Annotated in this window: 15 protein-coding genes; 7 read left to right on the plus strand and 8 right to left on the minus strand. The window is 34.9% G+C overall.

All coding sequences use genetic code 11. From position 1 onward, the window contains the following. The first annotated feature begins 69 nt into the window (after positions 1-69). From MJQ71_RS18470 to MJQ71_RS18480, 3 genes are read left to right on the plus strand one after another with little or no spacing between them, the layout of a single operon-like run. On the plus strand, positions 70-414 hold the full coding sequence (locus tag MJQ71_RS18470; RefSeq protein ID WP_238808392.1) for an RNA recognition motif domain-containing protein: 345 nt from the start codon (positions 70-72) through the stop codon (positions 412-414). Then, positions 411-1655, plus strand: a complete 1245-nt coding sequence (locus MJQ71_RS18475) for a DEAD/DEAH box helicase (RefSeq protein WP_238808395.1) — start codon at positions 411-413, stop codon at positions 1653-1655. Before MJQ71_RS18470 ends, MJQ71_RS18475 begins: the two co-directional genes overlap by 4 nt. A gap of 4 nt (positions 1656-1659) precedes the next feature. Further along, on the plus strand, positions 1660-1890 hold the full coding sequence (locus MJQ71_RS18480) for a VF530 family protein (RefSeq protein ID WP_238808397.1): 231 nt from the start codon (positions 1660-1662) through the stop codon (positions 1888-1890). Positions 1891-1943: 53 nt separating this feature from the next. Here MJQ71_RS18480 and MJQ71_RS18485 read toward each other — a convergent pair whose 3' ends face one another. Continuing rightward, complete coding sequence (locus MJQ71_RS18485) at positions 1944-2891, minus strand: WG repeat-containing protein (RefSeq protein ID WP_238808398.1); 948 nt, start codon at positions 2889-2891, stop codon at positions 1944-1946. Between the two features lie 508 nt (positions 2892-3399). Here MJQ71_RS18485 and MJQ71_RS18490 point away from each other — a divergent pair. Continuing rightward, positions 3400-3591: a cold-shock protein gene (locus MJQ71_RS18490; RefSeq protein ID WP_238808399.1), complete on the plus strand. Its 192-nt coding sequence runs from the start codon at positions 3400-3402 to the stop codon at positions 3589-3591. Between the two features lie 77 nt (positions 3592-3668). Here MJQ71_RS18490 and MJQ71_RS18495 read toward each other — a convergent pair whose 3' ends face one another. From MJQ71_RS18495 to MJQ71_RS18505, 3 genes are all read right to left on the minus strand, one after another. Continuing rightward, complete coding sequence (locus MJQ71_RS18495; protein ID WP_238808400.1) at positions 3669-5996, minus strand: WD40/YVTN/BNR-like repeat-containing protein; 2328 nt, start codon at positions 5994-5996, stop codon at positions 3669-3671. A 99-nt stretch (positions 5997-6095) separates the two neighbouring features. Then, positions 6096-8246, minus strand: coding sequence for a glycoside hydrolase family 97 protein (locus tag MJQ71_RS18500; RefSeq protein WP_238808401.1), 2151 nt, complete (start codon positions 8244-8246; stop codon positions 6096-6098). A 47-nt stretch (positions 8247-8293) separates the two neighbouring features. Next, a complete protein-coding gene (locus tag MJQ71_RS18505; RefSeq protein WP_238808402.1) occupies positions 8294-10069 on the minus strand; it encodes an ABC transporter ATP-binding protein in 1776 nt (591 codons plus the stop codon). Between the two features lie 125 nt (positions 10070-10194). On the opposite strand from MJQ71_RS18505, the gene MJQ71_RS18510 reads away from it, so the two are divergent. The 3 genes from MJQ71_RS18510 to MJQ71_RS18520 all read left to right on the plus strand — a co-directional run bounded on the left by MJQ71_RS18510 (position 10195) and on the right by MJQ71_RS18520 (position 12493). Further along, positions 10195-10761, plus strand: coding sequence for a DUF4126 domain-containing protein (locus MJQ71_RS18510; protein ID WP_238808403.1), 567 nt, complete (start codon positions 10195-10197; stop codon positions 10759-10761). Between the two features lie 91 nt (positions 10762-10852). After that, on the plus strand, positions 10853-12178 hold the full coding sequence (locus MJQ71_RS18515; protein WP_238808404.1) for a spinster family MFS transporter: 1326 nt from the start codon (positions 10853-10855) through the stop codon (positions 12176-12178). 45 nt (positions 12179-12223) lie between these two features. Beyond that, complete coding sequence (locus MJQ71_RS18520) at positions 12224-12493, plus strand: hypothetical protein (RefSeq protein ID WP_238808406.1); 270 nt, start codon at positions 12224-12226, stop codon at positions 12491-12493. Here the strand turns inward: MJQ71_RS18520 and MJQ71_RS18525 are convergent. The 4 genes from MJQ71_RS18525 to scpA all read right to left on the minus strand — a co-directional run bounded on the left by MJQ71_RS18525 (position 12486) and on the right by scpA (position 20030). Beyond that, positions 12486-13439, minus strand: coding sequence for a glycosyltransferase family 2 protein (locus MJQ71_RS18525; protein WP_238808408.1), 954 nt, complete (start codon positions 13437-13439; stop codon positions 12486-12488). The genes MJQ71_RS18520 and MJQ71_RS18525 overlap by 8 nt on opposite strands. Before the next feature lie 66 nt (positions 13440-13505). Continuing rightward, entirely contained in the window at positions 13506-14792 is a 1287-nt protein-coding gene (gene hemL, locus MJQ71_RS18530) for a glutamate-1-semialdehyde 2,1-aminomutase (protein WP_238808410.1), read from the minus strand. A gap of 259 nt (positions 14793-15051) precedes the next feature. Then, complete coding sequence (locus MJQ71_RS18535; protein WP_238808412.1) at positions 15052-17661, minus strand: DUF5686 and carboxypeptidase regulatory-like domain-containing protein; 2610 nt, start codon at positions 17659-17661, stop codon at positions 15052-15054. Between the two features lie 233 nt (positions 17662-17894). Then, complete coding sequence (scpA, locus tag MJQ71_RS18540) at positions 17895-20030, minus strand: methylmalonyl-CoA mutase (RefSeq protein ID WP_238808414.1); 2136 nt, start codon at positions 20028-20030, stop codon at positions 17895-17897. Positions 20031-20169 lie beyond the last annotated feature (139 nt).

The raw sequence follows: 20169 nt of genomic DNA on the forward strand, positions 1-20169 counted from the left end.
CCCAATTTGCCTCAATTCCAAAATTTGATATAAAATTCCGTACTTTTGTAAAAAATTAAGAAACAAACAATGGATATTTTTGTAGGAAGTCTTCCTTTTAAGTTAAAGGAAAAAGAATTAAAAGAACTTTTTGAGAAATTTGGTGAGGTTACTTCTGCCAAAATTGTCAAAAGTAAATCTACACGCCAAAATAAAGGCTTTGGATTTGTGGAAATGCCTAATGAAGATGATGTCCGTAAAGCAATTTTTGAACTCAATGGAAGCGAGTTAATGGGAAGAACACTTGAGGTGAGTATTTCGGAGAAAAAAGATAAAGCTAAAGCCGCTAAAGTACCAAAATTAAACTCTCAAGGTAAATTGGCGAGTAATTTTAGAGGCATTGGCAAAGGATATGATAAACGTGGCAAACGATGAAATTTGACGATTATAGTATTTCAAACGAAATCAAGCAAAATTTAACAAATTTAGGCTTTAAACGTCCAACTGATATTCAGTTTAAATCAATTCCGCCAATTTTGAAAGGAGAAGATGTATTGGCTATTGCTCAAACAGGAACTGGAAAAACTGCTGCATTTGCCATACCGATTATCAGTATTTTGCAAGAAATGAAATATTCGGTGAGGTATCAAGAAGGACTAAAATGTATCGTCATGGTGCCAACCCGTGAGTTGGCTATTCAGATAACCGAAGTATTTCAGAAGCTTGGTAAAGGCACAAAAGTTGAGTCATTATGCCTTTTTGGTGGTGTTGACCAAACTCCCCAAGTTGATAAAATTGAAAAAGGAATTGATATTTTGATTGCAACTCCTGGACGAATGTTTGATTTGATTTATCAAAAACACCTAAAAATAACAGGCGTAGAAATATTAGTACTTGATGAAGCCGACCACATGCTGGATTTGGGTTTTATAAAAGACATTCAGGATGTAAAAAAGTTTCTTCCGAAACAACACCAAACACTTTTTTTCTCGGCAACTATCAATGAGCAAATCAAAAAAGTTGCTTATTCTTTGGTCAGAAATCCTATCAGAATTCAAGTTTCGCCTAAAGACCCAGTTGCTAAAAACATTACGCATTCGGTAGTTTTTGTGGAAATGGACGACAAACGTTTTTTCTTGGAAAGAGTAATAAATGAAAATCCTGAAAGTAAAATTTTGGTTTTTGTCCGTACAAAAGTGCGTGCAGAACGTGTAAAAGCTGCTATGGAACGTGTCGGAATTGCGAGTGAAACCATTCATGGTGACAAAGAACAGCTTGATAGATTGGAAGTGATGACTAAGTTTCGAGCTGGCGACGTAAAAATATTGATTGCAACTGATGTAAGTGCTAGAGGAATTGATATTGCAAATGTAGATTATGTAGTAAATTATGATTTACCTGATGTTCCAGAAAACTATGTTCATCGAGTTGGTCGAACTGGTAGAGGAACGCAAAAGGGCTTGGCGGTTTCGTTTTGTGCCACGGAAGAAAAACCTATTTTGGCAGAAATTGAAGGTTTCATGGGAAAAGCCATTCGTGTGCTAGAAATTGACAAAAATGAATATACAGAAACCATTGATTTTTCAAAAGACACAACAAATTATGATATAAAAGCATTGTTGGCTGAGGCTGAAAAAATGGAAGAAAAACGTAAAAAGGGAAAAAAGAAAAAGTAAAAAGATGAGTCAAGAGCAAGTAAATAACCCACTTCATGGCATCACACTTGAAAGAATTGTGAAAGAATTACACGATTATTATGGTTGGGACCAATTGGCCTATCATATAAATATCAATTGTTTTTCCAATAATCCAACTATCAAATCAAGTTTAAAATTTCTCAGAAAAACCGATTGGGCAAGAAAAAAAGTGGAGAAATTGTATTTAAGAATGATAGAAGAAATGAAAGGATAAACAAAAAACCTGTCTTATATGACAGGTTTTTTGTTTGTTTTCTAGCGAAAACTTTATTTGGAAGCCAAAATCAATTTACTTTGTTTTTCGCTAGAAGTTGAAAGTTCTTTTCCAGTTTTATAAATATAACCTAATCTACTTCCTTGTTTAAACATAGCAACTCCACTTGTAAAAGAGTCGAGCATATCAAATTGCGGAATGATTAATTCTTTGCCATTTTGATTAATAATACCGTATTTTTCTTCTCGTGAAACAATCGCCAACCCATCATTAAATCCTTGAATATCATCATATTTGGCTGCAACAACAAGTTTGCCTGCTTTATTGATAACACCATATTTCTCACCAATTTTTACAGCTGCTAAATCTTCTTCAAAAGCACTCGCCATTGCGTATTTTAGAGCAATTACTTCTTTGCCAAGTTTATCAACGTAACCATATTTTCCATCTTTCATTACAACCGCTAATCCGCCAGAAAAAGGTAATGAAAAATCATATTCAGGAGTAATTATTTGTTCACCTTTCTTATTTATGTATCCATTTTTTCCATTAACTATCACAACCGCCAAACCTTCATTAAAGCCCATCGCAAATTGATATTTTGGTGAAATCATTTCTTCCCCAACTTCATTAATAAAACCAAATTTTGAACCTTCTTTTACCAATGCCATTCCATCCGAAAAAGACTCACACATATCATATTTACAAGCCACCAATGTAGAACCATCTTTGCGGATAATTCCATATTTTTTTCCTTCTCTAACTACCGCAAAACCATTCTTAAAATCGTTTACGTAATCATAAACACACGGAACCTCAATTTTACCAGTTTGATTTATAAAGCCAAATTTGCCTTGAGTTGTGACTTTTGCAAATCCTTCCTGAAAATGTAGCGATTCATTCTGTCCAAAAACAAAAGCGTAGGTAAAAAAAAGAAAGATAAAAAGCAAAATTGTCTTTTTATAATTGGCAAGTGAAATGAAAAGTAAATGAGTATTCATGATTAATAGACTATTTAAAGGTAAAGTCATTAACTATTAACCCAAACTGTGTGCCAAAAAACAAAGAATTTTGTTTGAATGTCGGTTTTTAAACTATTTTATTGGTCAATAAATTAAAAACAATAAAAAACATACTTTTTTAACCTATTTTCCAAATTTTCAACGTAAATATTTATTTCAAAATTGTTATTTAGATACGCTTGATTATTTTTCAACAAAATAATGCGTCATTTTTCTAAAAAAAATATCTTAGCATAGTTTTTGATTACAGCTTTTTTGCTTCAAAATCTATTTTTAGACTAACATTAATTTGATAAAGTATAAGTCAAAATTGTATCAAATAGCTGATTCTGAAAATATTTAAAACCAGCTTTTCTACAAAATAAACCACTAAATCAATATATTCTAACTTATTTTGTATCAAAATAGCAGAAAAAGATAATTAATGTTTGATTACAAATTAATTTAGTTACATTTGTGCTTTTAAAGTACTAATACAAATTACAAAATGTCTAACGGAACAGTAAAGTTTTTCAATGAAACCAAAGGATTTGGTTTTATCAAAGTAAATGGCTCAAACCAAGAAGTATTCGTTCATGTGTCTGAATTAAAAGACCAAATCCGTCAGGATGATGAAGTTACTTTCGACGTCCAAGAAGGAAAAAGAGGTTTGAACGCAGTTAATGTGAAATTAGCATAATTATATCAAATATATATAATTAGCACAAAAGCCCCCGTTTGGTCGAGGGCTTTTTTTTGTGCTTAGTAAATTGTTTTCTAACGTTGAAGCAATGTTAAATCTTCTAAAACCCAAACTCCTCTTCCATAAGTTGCAATGACCATTTTGTTGTCTCGTGGATGGACAAATAAATCTTGCACCGACACGCTACTAGGCAAATTCGCTTGTATAGAAGACCAGTTTTTACCAGCATTTTTTGAAATGCAAATTCCTAAGTCAGTTCCACAATAGAGAATTGAAGTATTTTTAGGGTCTTCACGAATAACATTTACTGGCGAAAATGGCAAATCACCTGCCATACTAATCCAATTTTTTCCAAAATCTGTAGATTTGTAAATATATGGTTTGATGTTATCTTCTCTACGGTCGCTCAAAGTAATATAAACAGTTCCATCCTGAATTTTGGAAGCTTCGAGCCTAGAAACATGTACATTGGATGGCAAACCTTTCATAATTTTTGTCCAACTTTTACCATCATCAGTTGTTACCTGAACGTTTCCATCATCGGTACCAATGTATAAAACTCCTTGCTTAAAAGGTGATTCGGCAAGAGCTGTAATAGCCTGATGAGCAACAGCGTAAGGCAATTTCCCCATACAATTTTTGTCATTAGTACTTAAATCTGGACTGATGCGTTGCCAAGTTTCGCCCATATCAGTAGATTTGAATAAATACTGCATGCCATGATATATTGTTTTATTATCAAAATTGGAAATATGGGTATATGCCAACCATTCTCCTCTATGGCTATCTTCGTCGTTTGCTTTTTTAATCGTGATATTTTTAATCCGCTCTTTTCCCTCTTTTGATAAATCGCCTCGTTGGATTCTTCCATAAAATGCACTTGAATAAGTAATATTGGGATTAGTCGGGTCAATTGCAATGATGCTCCCTTCTCCACCAGGCACAAAATGCCAGCCATTCTTTTTGTCAACAATGTTATTCCAAGGTTGCCACGATACATTTGCCCCCATCGAACCCTCATCTTGAACTGAACCATGTATATTAAAAGGTGTAGCCATATCGTATGTTACATTATAGAATTGAGTAGTCGGAATTTCCTTAAAAAAGTTTTTCCAAGTTTTTCCCCCATCATAAGTTACAACTACGCCACCATCATTAGCATTTAATATGTAATTGGAATCCGAAGGGTCAATCCACATTCCATGATTATCACCATGAATTCGGGTATCGGGTGAGTTTCCGCCAGGTATATTTTTCCAAGTTTTACCACCATCTTCCGATTCTGCAATATTCAAACCCATAATAAATATTTTATTTTCGTTGTTTGGGTCAACCCTGATTTGACTAAAAACCCAACCATAAGTTCCGCCAAAACTTTCCATTTGCTTGTCATTTTCACTCATTTTTATCCATGACTCGCCTTTATCTGTGCTTTTATAAACTTCTGCTCCTAAAATAACCAATTCTTTCGGGCGGCCATAAGAATCTAATTCTCCTTCGTTTCCTTGTCTTTTTGGCGTATGATTATCAACATAAGCATACAAAATATTTGGCTTTGAAGCACACATTGCCAAGCCAATTCTACCAGTATTTTTTGTATCAGGCAAACCATTATTGATAATTTTCCAAGTTTTCCCTGCATCAATTGATTTATAAATATAATCTCCATCCTCAGGAATTGGGTCACTCCAACGTTTACGAATCCGATTCCACATCGAAGCATAAAGCGTATTAGGTTCTAAAGGGTCAATCAATAAATCTATACAACCCGTTTTTTCATTTTGATATAATACTTTCTGCCACGTTTTACCACCGTCTATTGTTTTATAAACACCTCTCTCTGCGTTATAGCTCCATTCGTTGCCACTTGCCGCTACATAGACAATATTTGGATTGGTTGGATGAACAACCACACGAGCGATTGTACTTGTATTTTCGAGGCCAAGATGTTGCCACGTTTTGCCAGCATCAGTCGATTTATACATTCCTAAACCAGGCAAAGAAGCTCGAAAGATATTTGCTTCACCAGTACCAACATAAATTATATTTGGATTCGATTTTGAAATGGCAAAATTCCCGATTGCTTGTGTACCTTCTTTGTCCATTAATGAATGCCACGTTTTGCCAGCATCTTCGGTTTTCCAAAAACCACCAGTAGCAAAACTTGCGTAAATAATGTTTTTATTACCTTCAATTCCCCAAACATCGGTACTTCTTCCGCTGGTATTATCAGGGCCAAGTAATCGCCAATTTAGATTTTTATAAGGCGTTTTTTTTATTAACTCGACCTGTTTTTTGAATGCATTTTTACGTTCAATTCCCGATGAAACTCGGTTATTATTGCTTTGTGCGAAGCCTACTTGGTAAACAAAAACTGTTAAAAAAAGGAGTAATCTTTTCATGTTCAAAATAGTTTGTTAGGATGAAGAATTAAAATTCAAAATTTACCAACAATGAAGCAAATTATTCTACATAAAAATCAAATAAAAACTAGAGGCAAATCAAAAATTCCCACATCCATCAATGTACGCCTTAAAAACTGAGCCGTTCTGCACATTAAATCCTGGAAGTAAAATAATTGATTTTCCTGCATCAAAAGTTACTTTTGCAGGAATGGTAATGGTATTGCTTGCCTGAATACTTTCAGATGCTTCATATTTTAAGGTTGTATTGATAGAGTTTGTAAAATTGAAAGTAGTTTGACAAACTGCTCTTTTTAAAACCATCAAAAAACCGCCATAAGGCTGCATGGTTTGTGAAATCATATTTCCAGATTGAATGAGAAAAGCTATTTCAGAAGTATTTATATCTTGTGGGGTTACGCCATCGCTCAATAATTGTTTGGTATAATCTCCTGAAGCAACAAATGGCAATGAAAATGAAAGATTTCTAATCTGATTTTCACCATTAATGCCTGAAATATACCAATTCTCCCCTTTTCTACGAGCCATTACGACATGTGTACCTGGAAAACCCTCAACCAAATGGGTTTCATCCCAAGTTGTTGGAAGATTAGTAATGATTGTTTTAGCTAAAACTGGCAATCCAGTATAGCTTTGAACCCTGTCAACAAGGTGCGTAACACCCGATTCAAACGTATTTAACAAAGCTATTTCGTGGACATCGGTTGTTAGATGCTCCACTCCCCTCCCATTTCCAATGATGGTTGGTGTGAAATCCATCGGGCCAATAACATTTCTTGTAAATGGCAAAATAGTATGATGAGCTGGAACATTTGGTCGGAAATTATCACCATCAAAAATATAAGCTTCCGAACCTTTTACTGCTTCCATAGCAACCAGATTTGGATATGTTCGAGACCAACCCTTCGGCACAATACAACCATGAAAATTGACCATCAATTCATAATCAGCCGCATCTTTCAGAATATCAATGTAAAGTTTTATTAGTTCTTGTTTATCACTCTGGAAGTAATCTATTTTTACACCCTTAATTCCCAACGCTTTGATACGAGCAAATTCTTGCCGACGAATCGCTTGTGTATTCATTAAATCTCGGGGTTGTTCATTAAAATCATTTGATGGCCCACCTGAATTGTACCACAACCAAAGTTTCACATTTTTAGTTGTAGCATAATTAATCAAATCATTGATATTTCCGCCATTTCCCATCAAATTCCAGTTGGCATCAACCAAAGAATAAGGTAAATTAAAGTCAGCAGCAAAATCAATAAACGATTTCATTTTAACAAAATCAGTTGGACTATCAAGACTCGACCACCAACTCCAAGTTGAAACTCCTGGTAAAACCCAAGAAGGATTGATAATTTGCGACGCTTTGCTTACATGATTTACTAAGTTAGATTCAACAATTTCGCTTAATTGCTTACCAATCATAATTACACGCCACGGCATTGTCCACGGTAAAGTTGAGTTTGCAAAATATTGGTATCCATTGCCATCATCGCTACTCGGAGCAGCCAATGAATAAGTGCCGTTTCCTTGATATTGAGCTAGATGAGAAGCATAAAAATTGTCATCCAAATCTGCTTCTGTTAGAAGAATCCAAGCATTTTGGGTTTGAAAAAGGCTCGGAAAAGCCAAGCCATTGAATTGTGACAGAGATTGATTCATTCCTACCCCATTTTGATACAATTTTTCGTAAACTGGTCGAAAATTATCATATCCTTGCACCCAAGATTTACCATCAGTTATCGGCAACTGAAAAGTAGTTTTATCTTCAGTTACATAAAAAGTGCTATTTGATGTTTCAGGAAATCGGTATCGAAATGCAACGCCATCATTATAAACTCTAAAAATAATCTGAAGTTTATGATTATCAGCATTATGAAAATTTAGGGTAATTTCATTGGCATTATTGTGAAGTTGTAGCTGTTTACCAATCAACATCGAATAATTTTCATCAATCGAAACATTGCTCAAATTTTCAAAAACAAAACCATCCGAAAAAGTCTGGTCAATTCGTGATAAGCCTAATTTTGATGTTTCAACAATTGTTTGCGTTTGGCTATTTTCGATGTACTCAACAAAATACCTTAGACTTCCGTCACCTTCAATTCTTTGAATTGTAGCTCGAATTTTAGTATTTGGAGAACTCACTTGCCAATTTTGTGCAAATAAGTCAGTTATAATCAAAAAAATGCTTAAAAATGTGTAGATAATGGATTTCATATATGCTAGATTAATGTTCTTTTACCAAAAGTAATGAACATTTAATCCTAAACAAACATCTCTTTGTACTGCATTTGATACAAATTAGCATAAAACCCATCAAGTTTCAGCAACTCATCGTGGTTACCTTCTTCCATGATTTGTCCTTTATCCAAAACAATGATTTTATTGGCTTTTTGAATCGTGCTCAAACGATGGGCAATTACGATTGAGGTTCGTCCTCGCATCAGTTTATCAATGGCACTTTGAATCAATTCTTCGGTTTCGGTATCAACCGACGATGTAGCTTCATCTAAAACTATAATTTTAGGTTCGTGAACCATTGCTCTTACAAACGAAATCAATTGGCGTTGTCCCACCGAAAGTGTTGCTCCACGTTCCTGAACGTTATAATCATAGCCATTTGGTAGTTGCATAATGAAATCATGAACGCCAACCAACTTTGCTGCTTCCACAATTTTTTCTCTAGAAATACTTTCATCTCCAAGTGTAATATTCTTTTCGATGGTATCCGAGAACAAAAATACATCCTGCAAAACGACACCAATTTGTTCACGCAAATTTCGCAACTCGTATTCTTTCACATCATGGTTATCAATCAATATTTCACCTTTATTTATATCATAAAATCTTGACAGTAAATTAATTATCGAAGATTTTCCTGCCCCAGTTGCTCCTACAAAGGCGACAGTTTCACCCTGTTTCACATTGAATGAAATATTTTTCAGCACATAATTTTCGTTGTTATAAGCAAACCAAACATTCTTAAATGCTACTTCACCATTTAAGTTTGCTTTCTTTGAACCATCATTGGTTGTATAATCTTCACTGTCCAATAATTTCAAAATTCGGTCAGTGCTAACAATTCCCATTTGAAGCGTATTCATTCTATCAGCAATCATCCGAATTGGGCGAAAGAAAATATTAATAAACATTATAAATGCCGTAACAGTACCATAAGTTACTTCAGCATTTAGCATTTGTTTTGCCCCAAACCAAACAACCAACCCCGTACCCAAAGCCGCAATTACTTCGGCAACTGGGTAATAAATTGAGTAATACATAATCGATTTGATATTTTCATCTCGATGCTTTACATTGATTTGATGAAATTTATCAAATTCAATTTTTTCCGAATTAAAAATCTGAACGATATTCATTCCAGTAATATGCTCTTGCACAAATGAATTGAGATTTGCCACAGCATTACGTACTTCATTGAATGATTTTTTAACTTTTTCTTTGAAAACATACGTACTTACCAACATAAAAGGAATCGTGCATAGACTAATGAGTGAAAGTCTCCAATCGGTATAAAACATCACCGAAATAATCAAAACCAATTGTAAAATATCACCTGCAATGGCAGCTATTCCGTCGCTAAAAACGTCAGCTAAAGTTTCAATATCAGATATTGTACGAGTTACGAGTCGCCCGATTGGTGTATCATCAAAGAATTTTAGGCGTAAATGCAAGATTTTATGGTACAATTGTACCCTTATATCTCGAATAATATTTTGTCCTAACCAACCTGCCAAATAAGTATTTGTAAATTGTATAAGTGACTGAACAATTAGAATTGTAATCATTATCGCCATCATTTTGGCAAGGCCGTTATAGTTTCCTGCCGAAACTGGGCCATCAATCGTTTGACGAATCAATAATGGCAAAACTGGAGCCAACGAAGCTCCAAGCATTATTGTCAGCACAAGGCTGTAAAATTTCAAATTATAGGGCTTGATGAATTGAAAAAGTCGTTTCAGAATTTCCAAATCGAAGATTTTGCCAGAGGGTGAAGTTTCGTTTTTTTGTATTTCCGCCACAGAACTTATATTTTTGTTGAGATTAACATATATTTAACTGAAATTACATTTCAATAGTTTCAAAAATATTATTTGATGCTTGAATTTACGACTTACGAAAAAAAACTTCAAATATTTAATCACAAATGACCGAAATATTCATCAGCCTAGCCGTCGGAATTGCCTTGAGTGCTTGTTCAGGTTTTCGAGTTTTTGTACCAATGTTGGTCGCAAATCTCGCTACTCGGTTTGATTTATTTCATTTATCAAATGGTTTTGAATGGTTAAGTAGTTCAAGTGCCACTTATATTTTGGCTGCTGCAACTGTTGGAGAAATTTTGGCTTATTATATTCCTATTATTGATAATTTGCTGGATACAATCGCTATGCCTGCTTCTTTTGTAGCGGGTACAATTCTCACTACATCATTCTTAAAAATAGATTCACCCGCACTCCAATGGACACTCGGAATATTGGCAGGTGGTGGCATTGCAAGCACGATTCAAACAGGAACTGGGCTTCTGCGGTTGGCTTCAACAAAATTTACAGGCGGTTTTGGAAACGCATTTTTTGCTACTTTTGAAAATAGCATTTCTATCGTTTTTTCTCTTCTTACACTTTGGCTACCAATTGTTGTAGCCATTCTTAGTATTTTTCTTTTTGTATTTCTTCTAAAAAAAGTTTTGAGAAGATTGCAAACAAAGAAAAAGTAAAATTTTTTATTGAAATAATCATAAATTATCTTCAAAAAAAAAACTAACTTTCCTACAAATCTAAACCCTACCTTTTCATCAACCATCTTCAATGAAAACTAAACCATCGTTACGCTATGCGTGGTACGTTGTGGGCGTACTATTGCTTGCCTATATTTCTTCTTTTATTGACCGACAGATTTTGGCACTTTTAGTAAAGCCAATCAAAGCTTCTTTTGGTATTACTGATACCCAAATGGGAATGTTGATGGGTCTTAGTTTTGCAGTACTTTACACACTTTTGGGTATTCCGATTGGATTAATGGCCGACCGCATGAATCGCAAAAAAATCATTGGCTGGGGTATTATGACATGGAGTATTATGACCGTTTTTTGTGGAATGGCAGGCAGTTACTCCTTATTTTTTCTTGCAAGAGTTGGTGTTGGCATTGGCGAAGCTGCTCTTTCTCCTGCTGCCTATTCAATCATTTCAGATTATTTTCCTAAGAAAAAACTTGCCACAGCCATGAGTGTTTATAATATGGGGGTATTTTTAGGTTCGGGATTATCCATATTAATTGGTGCGGCTTTGCGGTCAATGATTGGTCAAGAAAATATTCAAATACCATTCATTGGAGAAATTTTTTCTTGGCAGGTCATTTTCTTTTACATTGGCTTGCCTGGTGTTCTAATTGTACTATTGCTACAAACAGTTAAAGAACCAAAAAGAGTTGAATTTGATTCTGATAAAGAAATAATCGAAAAAACGGATTTCAAAGAAATCATTACTTATTTAAAAGCCAATCGTTTAACATTTTTATGCTTAAATTTCGGTATGGCATTCATGGCTTTTGCAACGTATGCTGGTACTTACTGGATTCCGACAATGCTAAACAGAGTTCATGGTTGGGCAGATACAAAAGCAGGTTTGACATTCGGTATTTTAGTGACTATTTTTTCAACATTAGGTGTTGTTTCTGGTGGGCGTTATGCCGATTATTTATCTAAAAAAGGAATCGTCCAAGCAAAGATGCTAGCTGGCTTTCGAGGGATGTTCATCGCAATGTGTTGTACGTTTGGTTTCTTGGCTACCAATCCTAATATAATTTTGGTCTTTATTGCTGCTTTTTGCTTCTTTTCGTCCTTCCCTTATGGTTCGGCCACCGCTGCAATTCAAGAAATTGTACCCAACAAAATGAGGGCAATATTCTCAGCTATTTTTTTATTAGTTGTCAATATTGTTGGATTTGGGCCACTCAGCGTTGGATTACTAAATGATTTAATTTTCGACGACCCCAATAAAATCAATTATTCGCTTTTCATTACTCAGTTTATTGGTTGTTTGATTTCATTTTCTCTATTATACTTAGGGTTAAAACCTTTTATAAGAAGTGTCGATTATCTAAAAAAATACTTGACCATTACAAACCAAAATTGATAGTTTTGTGTTGTGAATCAAAAGAATTTAGTCTTAATTAAAAACATGAGTGAAATAAAAATTTGTTGCCCAAAATGTAAATGGGAACCCGATGGCGGAGAATATTGGCAATGTGATTGCGGACATATTTGGAACACATTTGAAACAATTGCTCGCTGCCCAGCTTGTCATAAACAGCACGAATTTACCGCCTGCGTACCACACGCTGGTGGCTGCAAATCAACCTCTCCACACCTTGATTGGTACGAAGGTTTGGATAAAATTATCGAAGATTTGAAAGAAGAAGTACTTGAGAATCAGGAAGTATTTATTTAAAAAACTTTTCCTGCATAAAACCAAATCCATAGCCGATTAATTGAATAAAACAGGCAACGATACTCAAAAAACCAACTTTCAAGCTTTTATTACTGATTGACGAATCAATAAAAATCATTGAAATGTAAAGTAAAAACACAAAAACTGCTAAAAAATAAAGTGGTTTTGAAACAAAAAACAACAATGGAATTGAAAAACATCCAAGTGTAAAAACCATTGGAAAATAATGTACTAACTTCAATTCTGAAGGAAACATACGAGCAAGATTGATTCGTCCTCGACCAAAAAAATGCAATTGTTTGAAGAACTGACCAAAGTCAGTTCTTCTTTTATGATAAATATAGGCATCTTCAATCAACCCAACTTTAAAGCCTTTCGATAAAATACGAATACTAAATTCAATATCTTCGGCCATTCGAGTCATGGTATAACCTTGGGTTTCTTCCCAAACTTTTCGAGAAATACCAAAATTAAAACTTCTCGGATGAAATTGGCCGCCAGCATTTTTATTCTTACCCCTAATTCCACCAGTTGTAAAAACAGATGTCATCGAATAATTGATTGCTTTCTGAATATCAGTAAAATTTTCGTGTGCAGCATCAGGCCCACCGTAAGCATCTAACCAATTGATTTTCAATGAATTATCAACGATTTCAAAATACTTTTCAGGAATAACCGCATCAGAATCTAGCTGAACAAAATAATCACCAGTTGCTCGTTCAAACCCATAATTTCGAGAATAACCTTGTCCAGAATTAGGCTTGTAGAAATATTTTAAGTCCAGTTTTTCTTGAAAACTGGCACAAACTTCTTCACATTTTGAGGTAGAACCATCTTCAATAATGATTACCTCAAAGTTTTTGAAAGTCTGTTTGCTTAAACTTTCTAATAATTCTCGTACTTCCTCAGGACGATTGTAAACAGGTGTTATTACTGAATATTTCATTGTATAAAAATCTATCGCCTCGACTAAAAAAGCTTGCAAACAACATTGAATGACATAAGTTGGGCATTAAATCTCACATAAAGTTTTCTCATTCGCTGCCAAAACCTCCGCAACTAAATCTGGTGTAAGAGCCGTTGAAAGGAATAAAGCTTCATATTGTGATGGAGCGAGATAAACGCCTCTATCAAGCATTCCGTGAAAATATTTACCAAACTTCGCAGTATCTGAGGTTTTCGCAGTTTCAAAATCAACAACAGGCGTATTTGTAAAAAACAAACTATACATCGAACCTATATGATTGATTTGATAATTGAGATTTAGTTTCTTCAAAATATCACGAATACCTCCAACTATGTGATTACCAGTATTTTCTAATTGTTCATAAATTTCTGGATGGTCGTTTAAGTGATGTAACATCGTCAATCCCGCTGCCATTGCAATCGGATTTCCAGACAATGTTCCTGCTTGATAAACGGGGCCTTGCGGCGATACACAGTTCATGATTTCGGCTTTTCCACCATAAGCTCCTACGGGCATACCTCCACCAATGATTTTACCCAAAGTAGTCATATCTGGTATCACACCAAAACGTTCTTGAGCTCCACCTTTTGCCAATCGAAAGCCCGTCATTACCTCATCAAAAATCAAAACAATGCCTTCTTTTGTACAAATATCACGCAAGCCTTGTAAGTAACCTTCTTTGGGTAAAACGCAACCCATATTACCAACGACTGGCTCTAAAATCAAGGCAGCAATTTGTCCTTTATTAGCATCGCAAAGCGTTTGAACAGCCTCCAAATTATTATATGGAGCGGTCAAAGTATCATTTGCAACACCTTTCGTAACACCCGGGCTGTCGGGAACACCCATTGTGACCGCTCCACTTCCTGCTGCAATCAAAAATGAATCACCATGACCATGATAACACCCCTCAAACTTAATGATTTTATCTCGACCTGTATAACCACGTGCAACACGAACAGCCGCCATAGTTGCTTCTGTTCCCGAATTGACCATTCTAACTTTTTCAATTGAAGGCACCATTGAAATAATCAATTCGGCCATTTCTACCTCTCTTCGGGTTGGAGCTCCAAAAGAGAATGAGTTTTTAATCGCTTCGCTTACTGCTTTTTCAACTGGCTCGAAGGCGTGACCCAAAATCATTGGCCCCCAAGAATTAATTAACTCAATGTATTGGTTATCATCTTCGTCGAAAATATAAGCTCCTTTCGCTTTTTTAATAAAAATCGGATTTCCGCCTACCGAACGGAACGCTCTCACAGGTGAATTTACACCTCCAGGAATAAAGTTTTTTGCTTTTGCGAAAAGTTCTTCGCTAGTATTTGTAGTCATTATTTAGTTTAATTATAAAGGATTTTACCTCAAAATGAAGAAATATGAATTTAGACACTCATACTTAATATAACGAATTTTAAGACATTATGGATGACGAAACCACGATTTTAATCATAACTTCCTTTCCTAAAATTTTTGTCAAAGGTAAATATTAAAGTGCTATCTAACAATGAAGAACTACTTTTATCCATATAAAAAGCACGAAGGCTTCATTCAAATCCTTCGTGCTTTTTACATTTTTTCAATAAATATTATTTTAAAAACCAAAGACTGATTTTAAAGGTAAATAAATCCTAAATCCAGTATGAGAATATTTATTTTGGTTGAAAACATTATAAACCTCAGCGTTCAACAAACCGAAAAGTCCAGAAATTCCATAGCCAAATTCATAATGTTTCAACTGATTAGTTACAAGTGCATTGAAATAAACCCTTTCTTCCCAACCTTTTCGCTGTAAATAAGGAATATTAGTCAGCAATAGTCGTTTAAAATTAACCTTACTAAAAAATTGGGCATAACTACCCGCTGTACTATACTTATAAAAAGGCAAATCTCTGAAATCTTGATGCGTTTGAATAAAAGTTTCATTTCCATTAAAATGCTTATAATCAAGAAAGTACGTTGGTTTGTTTCCGTAGAAAGTTCCCATTTCTGTTCTTAGCGAAATCGTTTGTAATTTCCATTTGAATTGATGATTTACACCTAATTCAACCCTATTAAAGCCTTGATTTCCAAATGCAGAAGTATTTTCTAACTTAAAAGTTGGGCCAAAATTTTGTACCCACCGATTCCCATTATATATTCGAACCCTAGAAAATGGTCGATAAGTTAACATCCCATGAAACTGCATTTGCGTGTGTGTTTCAAAAGCAGTTGTATTAAAATCTGAGTGAATCGGGTCGTTTGGCTGATAAAATCGTTCGTTTTTTTTCCACAAACCTTGATTCAAAATATTAATCAAATGATACCGTTCGGCCAATTGTAAAGACGTAGTAAGCGTAAAATACTCATCAATGCGTGGACTAAAATTTAGCTTTAAATAGCGTTGTTCGTAAAATTTGCCGAAGTTACTATTATCGAATAATGCAAAAAATGAATTGACCGAATTTCTGAAAGGCTCTTCATTATTAATTTGAAGCACTTTTCTTCCTCCTTCCACGCCAAGACCAAAAAACTTTTGATTGTAATCTACTGATATTGAACCATTTAATCGTTCTCTTTGTACAGAATAATGTGGTTTTACGCTAAAACTAAACAAACTCAAGGAATCAATTTTACGCCGATACATCAGTTTTGGAAAACCAATATTGACTCCTTCAACTGCATTATAGCGTGTGTCTTCGAGCCAGCCTCCAACCGAAAAATTATCTCTATATCCTTTGCTTTTATCTTTTAAATCGATTGGTTTATATGAATATGAATGACCTGTAATTAAATGATTCACTTTGAATTTTGCTGGACGAGAACGCCCAATAGAATCTTCTTTTAACTTAATATTTATCTTTTTTGCCTCAACCACATAAATACTGTCGGCTTGTTTATAGCCTTTCGTTTCGATTTCTGTCAATGGGACTTGGCGTTCGACCAACCAAAACTCTTCAGTATGTTTACGAGCCATTGAATCTTCCGAACGTGAGAAATTTGATGAAATAATTTCTTCCTTTTTCTCTTTTTTATCCTTAACATCTTCTTTTTCGAGATTTTTTGAAAGTTGCTTAAGTTGTTTCAATGTTATTTCTTTCTGCTCGGCTATCGTTTTTGTGTTTAGTTTTTGTCTGTTTAAATCTTTTGCTTCCGATTTGAAAATTTTATCATCTAATACTTGTGGCTTAATGGTGGCATATTTTGGATTTTTGACTAATTGATAATTCTTAAAAGAAGTTACTATTCGAGCCGAACCTTCCACACCAAAAGCATCAATTTTACTCAACACATCTGCTTGAACTGGCATCCAAATATCGTCAATTGGCGAAAAAATTACCTTCATTTTAATATTTCCAACTTCTTCTTGCCAATTCAAATCTACGCTGTGTAAGCTCCAAGTTCCATCAATAATATTAATTGTACCATTATAAAGACCTGGTGATTTAACTTTCGGAATTAATCGTATTTTATTGATATACAAGCCTTTATCTTGAAAAAAACCTTCGTAAATATATTTATAATGAATAGCTCCTTTGGCTGTAATTGGTGATTCGTTGTTATTGGGATTATAAAAATTGATGCGACTGAATGAAATTCCTTCTGCTCCTTTTAGTGTTGGAGGAATATTTGAGCGAACCGAAATGACTTTTTCTGATAAAGTATTGGGTTGCTTAAATTTAATTTCATTCACTGATTCCATCACATAAACTTGTCCTTTTTTTAGGAAATTTTCTTTCAACATTTTCTCAAAAAGAAAAGGAACATCATCAATCTTAAATGAACCTCGCACGTAATTTCGCAGTGAATAACTTTCAACTTCTTTATGATGAATTGGCGACATTCCAATGATTTTACGCATGATCGTGAGGGCGGGGTCTTCTTTGTTATTGGAAACTTTCACACCGCCAAGTTCGATACTAATTTCTTTCATCAAAATATTGATTACTTGCAAAGTTTCGCCAACATCAACTTTTTTGATAACTGCCTGATAGCCAACATATTGAAAAAAAACTTCATATTGACCGCTTTTGAGTTTTACTTCGTAAGCTCCTTCTTCATTCGCCATCGTACCAATATCTGTACCTTTGACCAAAACAGAAGCAAAAGGCATCACTTCACCTTTTTCGTTTTTAATTATACCTTTAATTCCGCCAAGCGAAACTTTGCCAATTGCAAGTAAATTTTGGGAAATAAATAATAGAAAAAGTAGTTTTTTGAACATAAATATTCATTAAAAAGTGTGAATGCTTAATATACTACGTTGGGCTTCTGCTAATATTGTGTAGATGCAAAATGAGCTATTTTAGTTGCACCTTGACCACAGAAAGCATTCACTGAAAGTTTTGCAATGTTCGGATACCTATTTTTATTTAAATGACCAATAAAAAACACTAAGCTTTATTTCTCTAAAATATAGAAAATAAAACTTAGTGTCGGTTAATTATTTGAAAAGAGTCAAACTTCACTCATCAACTCTTTCAATATCTTTTGAGCTGCTACCGAAATGACTGTTCCTGGACCAAAAACTCCTTTTACTCCTGCATCATATAAATATTGATAATCTTGTGCAGGAATTACCCCGCCAGCAATCACCATAATATCTTCCCGACCGAGCTTTTTTAATTCTTCAATCAATTGAGGGACTAAGGTTTTATGCCCTGCTGCCAAACTTGATGCACCAACAATATGCACATCGTTTTCGGCTGCTTGTTGGGCTGTTTCTTCGGGAGTTTGGAATAATGGGCCAATATCTACGTCAAAGCCCAAATCTGCAAAACTAGTTGCAATAACTTTTGCTCCACGATCGTGGCCATCTTGTCCCATTTTGGCAACCATTATTCTTGGACGGCGGCCTTCAATTTCAGCAAAACGGTCAGCCATTTCTTTGGCTAGTTTAAAATTTTCATCATCAGAAACCTCCGCTTGATACACTCCCGAAATCGAACGGATAACAGCCTTGTGTCGGCCAGAAACTTTCTCCATTGCGTATGATATTTCACCTAAAGTAGCTCTTTTTCGAGCAGCGTCAACTGCTAAAGCTAAAAGATTTTCTTTCCCAGATGCCGCTGCCGCTGTAATTCTATCCAAAATTATCTGAACTTCTTCTCCGTTTCGTTCGGCTTTTATTTTTTCTAACTTTTCAATCTGTTTTCTCCTAACCTCCTGATTATCAATATCTAAAACATCAATAATTGTTTCTGTATCAGTACGATATTTATTTACACCAACAATAATATCTTTCCCTGAATCAATTCTAGCTTGCTTTCTTGCAGCGGCTTCTTCGATTCTCATTTTTGGTAAACCAGTTTCTATTGCTTTGGTCATTCCGCCCAAAGTTTCTACTTCCTCGATTAATTCCCATGCTTTTTCAACCAACTCTTTTGTCAAATATTCTACATAATACGACCCGCCCCACGGGTCAACAACTCGACAAATTTCGGTTTCGTGTTGAATATATAATTGCGTATTTCGGGCTATTCGAGCTGAAAAATCTGTCGGCAAAGCCATTGCTTCATCCAGCGAATTTGTATGTAATGATTGCGTATGTCCTAAAGCTGCCGCCATTGCTTCTATGGTCGTTCGGGCAACATTATTGAACGGGTCTTGCTCGGTAAGCGACCAGCCCGATGTTTGACAATGTGTACGTAAAGCCAGAGATTTAGCACTTTTGGGATTAAATTTCTTAACAATTTTTGACCAAAGTAAACGTCCTGCACGCATTTTGGCAATTTCCATGAAATGATTCATGCCAATTCCCCAAAAGAAAGATAGCCTTGGAGCAAAACTATCAATATCCATTCCTGCTGCGATGCCTGTACGAATATATTCTAAACCATCTGCAAGTGTATATGCTAATTCCAAATGTGCGGGAGCTCCAGCTTCGTGAATATGATAACCTGAAATCGAAATAGAATTGAATTTTGGCATATTCTGTGCCGTAAAAGCAAAAATATCTCCTACAATTTTCATCGAAAACTCAGGTGGATAAATATATGTATTTCGCACCATGAACTCCTTCAAAATATCATTTTGGATAGTTCCAGAAAGTTTTTCTGGTGAAACACCTTGCTCTTCGGCAGCCACGATATAAAATGCCATAATTGGTAATACGGCTCCATTCATAGTCATTGAAACTGACATTTCATCCAACGGAATTTGGTCGAATAAAATCTTCATATCCTCTACCGAATCAATCGCAACGCCTGCTTTTCCAACATCACCCGTTACACGTGGATGGTCGGAATCATAGCCTCGGTGTGTTGCTAAATCAAAAGCAACAGACAATCCTTTTTGACCCGCGGCTAAGTTTCTACGATAAAAGGCATTCGATTCTTCAGCCGTTGAAAAACCAGCATATTGCCGAATTGTCCAAGGTTGCATCACATACATTGTGCTGTACGGCCCACGCAAAAATGGTGGAATTCCAGCCGAAAAATGCAAATGCTCGGCCGAAACGATGTCTTGAGCAGTAAATCGAGTTTTTAAATTGATTCCTTCAGCTGTTTTAAATGAATTGCCTGAAGCATCCATTGGTTTTATCGGCTGATGGGTATCAAAGTCAATGTCAATTTTAGAAAAATCTGGTTTCATTGAGGATGTTGATTACCTAAAGCAAATTTACCTAAGAAATCAGTTTAGTCTAATAAATTCTTGCTAAATTAAAATAGTTGAGTATTAAACAAAAAAAAAGTTTGTCACTAACAGCAACAAACTTTCTGGTAAAAAGTAG

This window comes from Emticicia aquatica (assembly GCF_923079645.1).
Taxonomy (GTDB): Bacteria; Bacteroidota; Bacteroidia; order Cytophagales; family Spirosomataceae; genus Emticicia; species Emticicia aquatica.

Coding starts and splice junctions, on each gene's coding strand:
- MJQ71_RS18535 (WP_238808412.1), bottom strand. CDS start 17,661: ATGTTCAAAAAACTACTTTTTCTATTATTTATTTCCCAAAATTTACTT.
- MJQ71_RS18500 (WP_238808401.1), bottom strand. CDS start 8,246: ATGAAATCCATTATCTACACATTTTTAAGCATTTTTTTGATTATAACT.
- hemL (WP_238808410.1), bottom strand. CDS start 14,792: ATGACTACAAATACTAGCGAAGAACTTTTCGCAAAAGCAAAAAACTTT.
- MJQ71_RS18485 (WP_238808398.1), bottom strand. CDS start 2,891: ATGAATACTCATTTACTTTTCATTTCACTTGCCAATTATAAAAAGACA.
- MJQ71_RS18480 (WP_238808397.1), top strand. CDS start 1,660: ATGAGTCAAGAGCAAGTAAATAACCCACTTCATGGCATCACACTTGAA.
- MJQ71_RS18510 (WP_238808403.1), top strand. CDS start 10,195: ATGACCGAAATATTCATCAGCCTAGCCGTCGGAATTGCCTTGAGTGCT.
- MJQ71_RS18470 (WP_238808392.1), top strand. CDS start 70: ATGGATATTTTTGTAGGAAGTCTTCCTTTTAAGTTAAAGGAAAAAGAA.
- MJQ71_RS18475 (WP_238808395.1), top strand. CDS start 411: ATGAAATTTGACGATTATAGTATTTCAAACGAAATCAAGCAAAATTTA.
- MJQ71_RS18495 (WP_238808400.1), bottom strand. CDS start 5,996: ATGAAAAGATTACTCCTTTTTTTAACAGTTTTTGTTTACCAAGTAGGC.
- MJQ71_RS18490 (WP_238808399.1), top strand. CDS start 3,400: ATGTCTAACGGAACAGTAAAGTTTTTCAATGAAACCAAAGGATTTGGT.
- scpA (WP_238808414.1), bottom strand. CDS start 20,030: ATGAAACCAGATTTTTCTAAAATTGACATTGACTTTGATACCCATCAG.
- MJQ71_RS18515 (WP_238808404.1), top strand. CDS start 10,853: ATGAAAACTAAACCATCGTTACGCTATGCGTGGTACGTTGTGGGCGTA.
- MJQ71_RS18520 (WP_238808406.1), top strand. CDS start 12,224: ATGAGTGAAATAAAAATTTGTTGCCCAAAATGTAAATGGGAACCCGAT.
- MJQ71_RS18525 (WP_238808408.1), bottom strand. CDS start 13,439: ATGAAATATTCAGTAATAACACCTGTTTACAATCGTCCTGAGGAAGTA.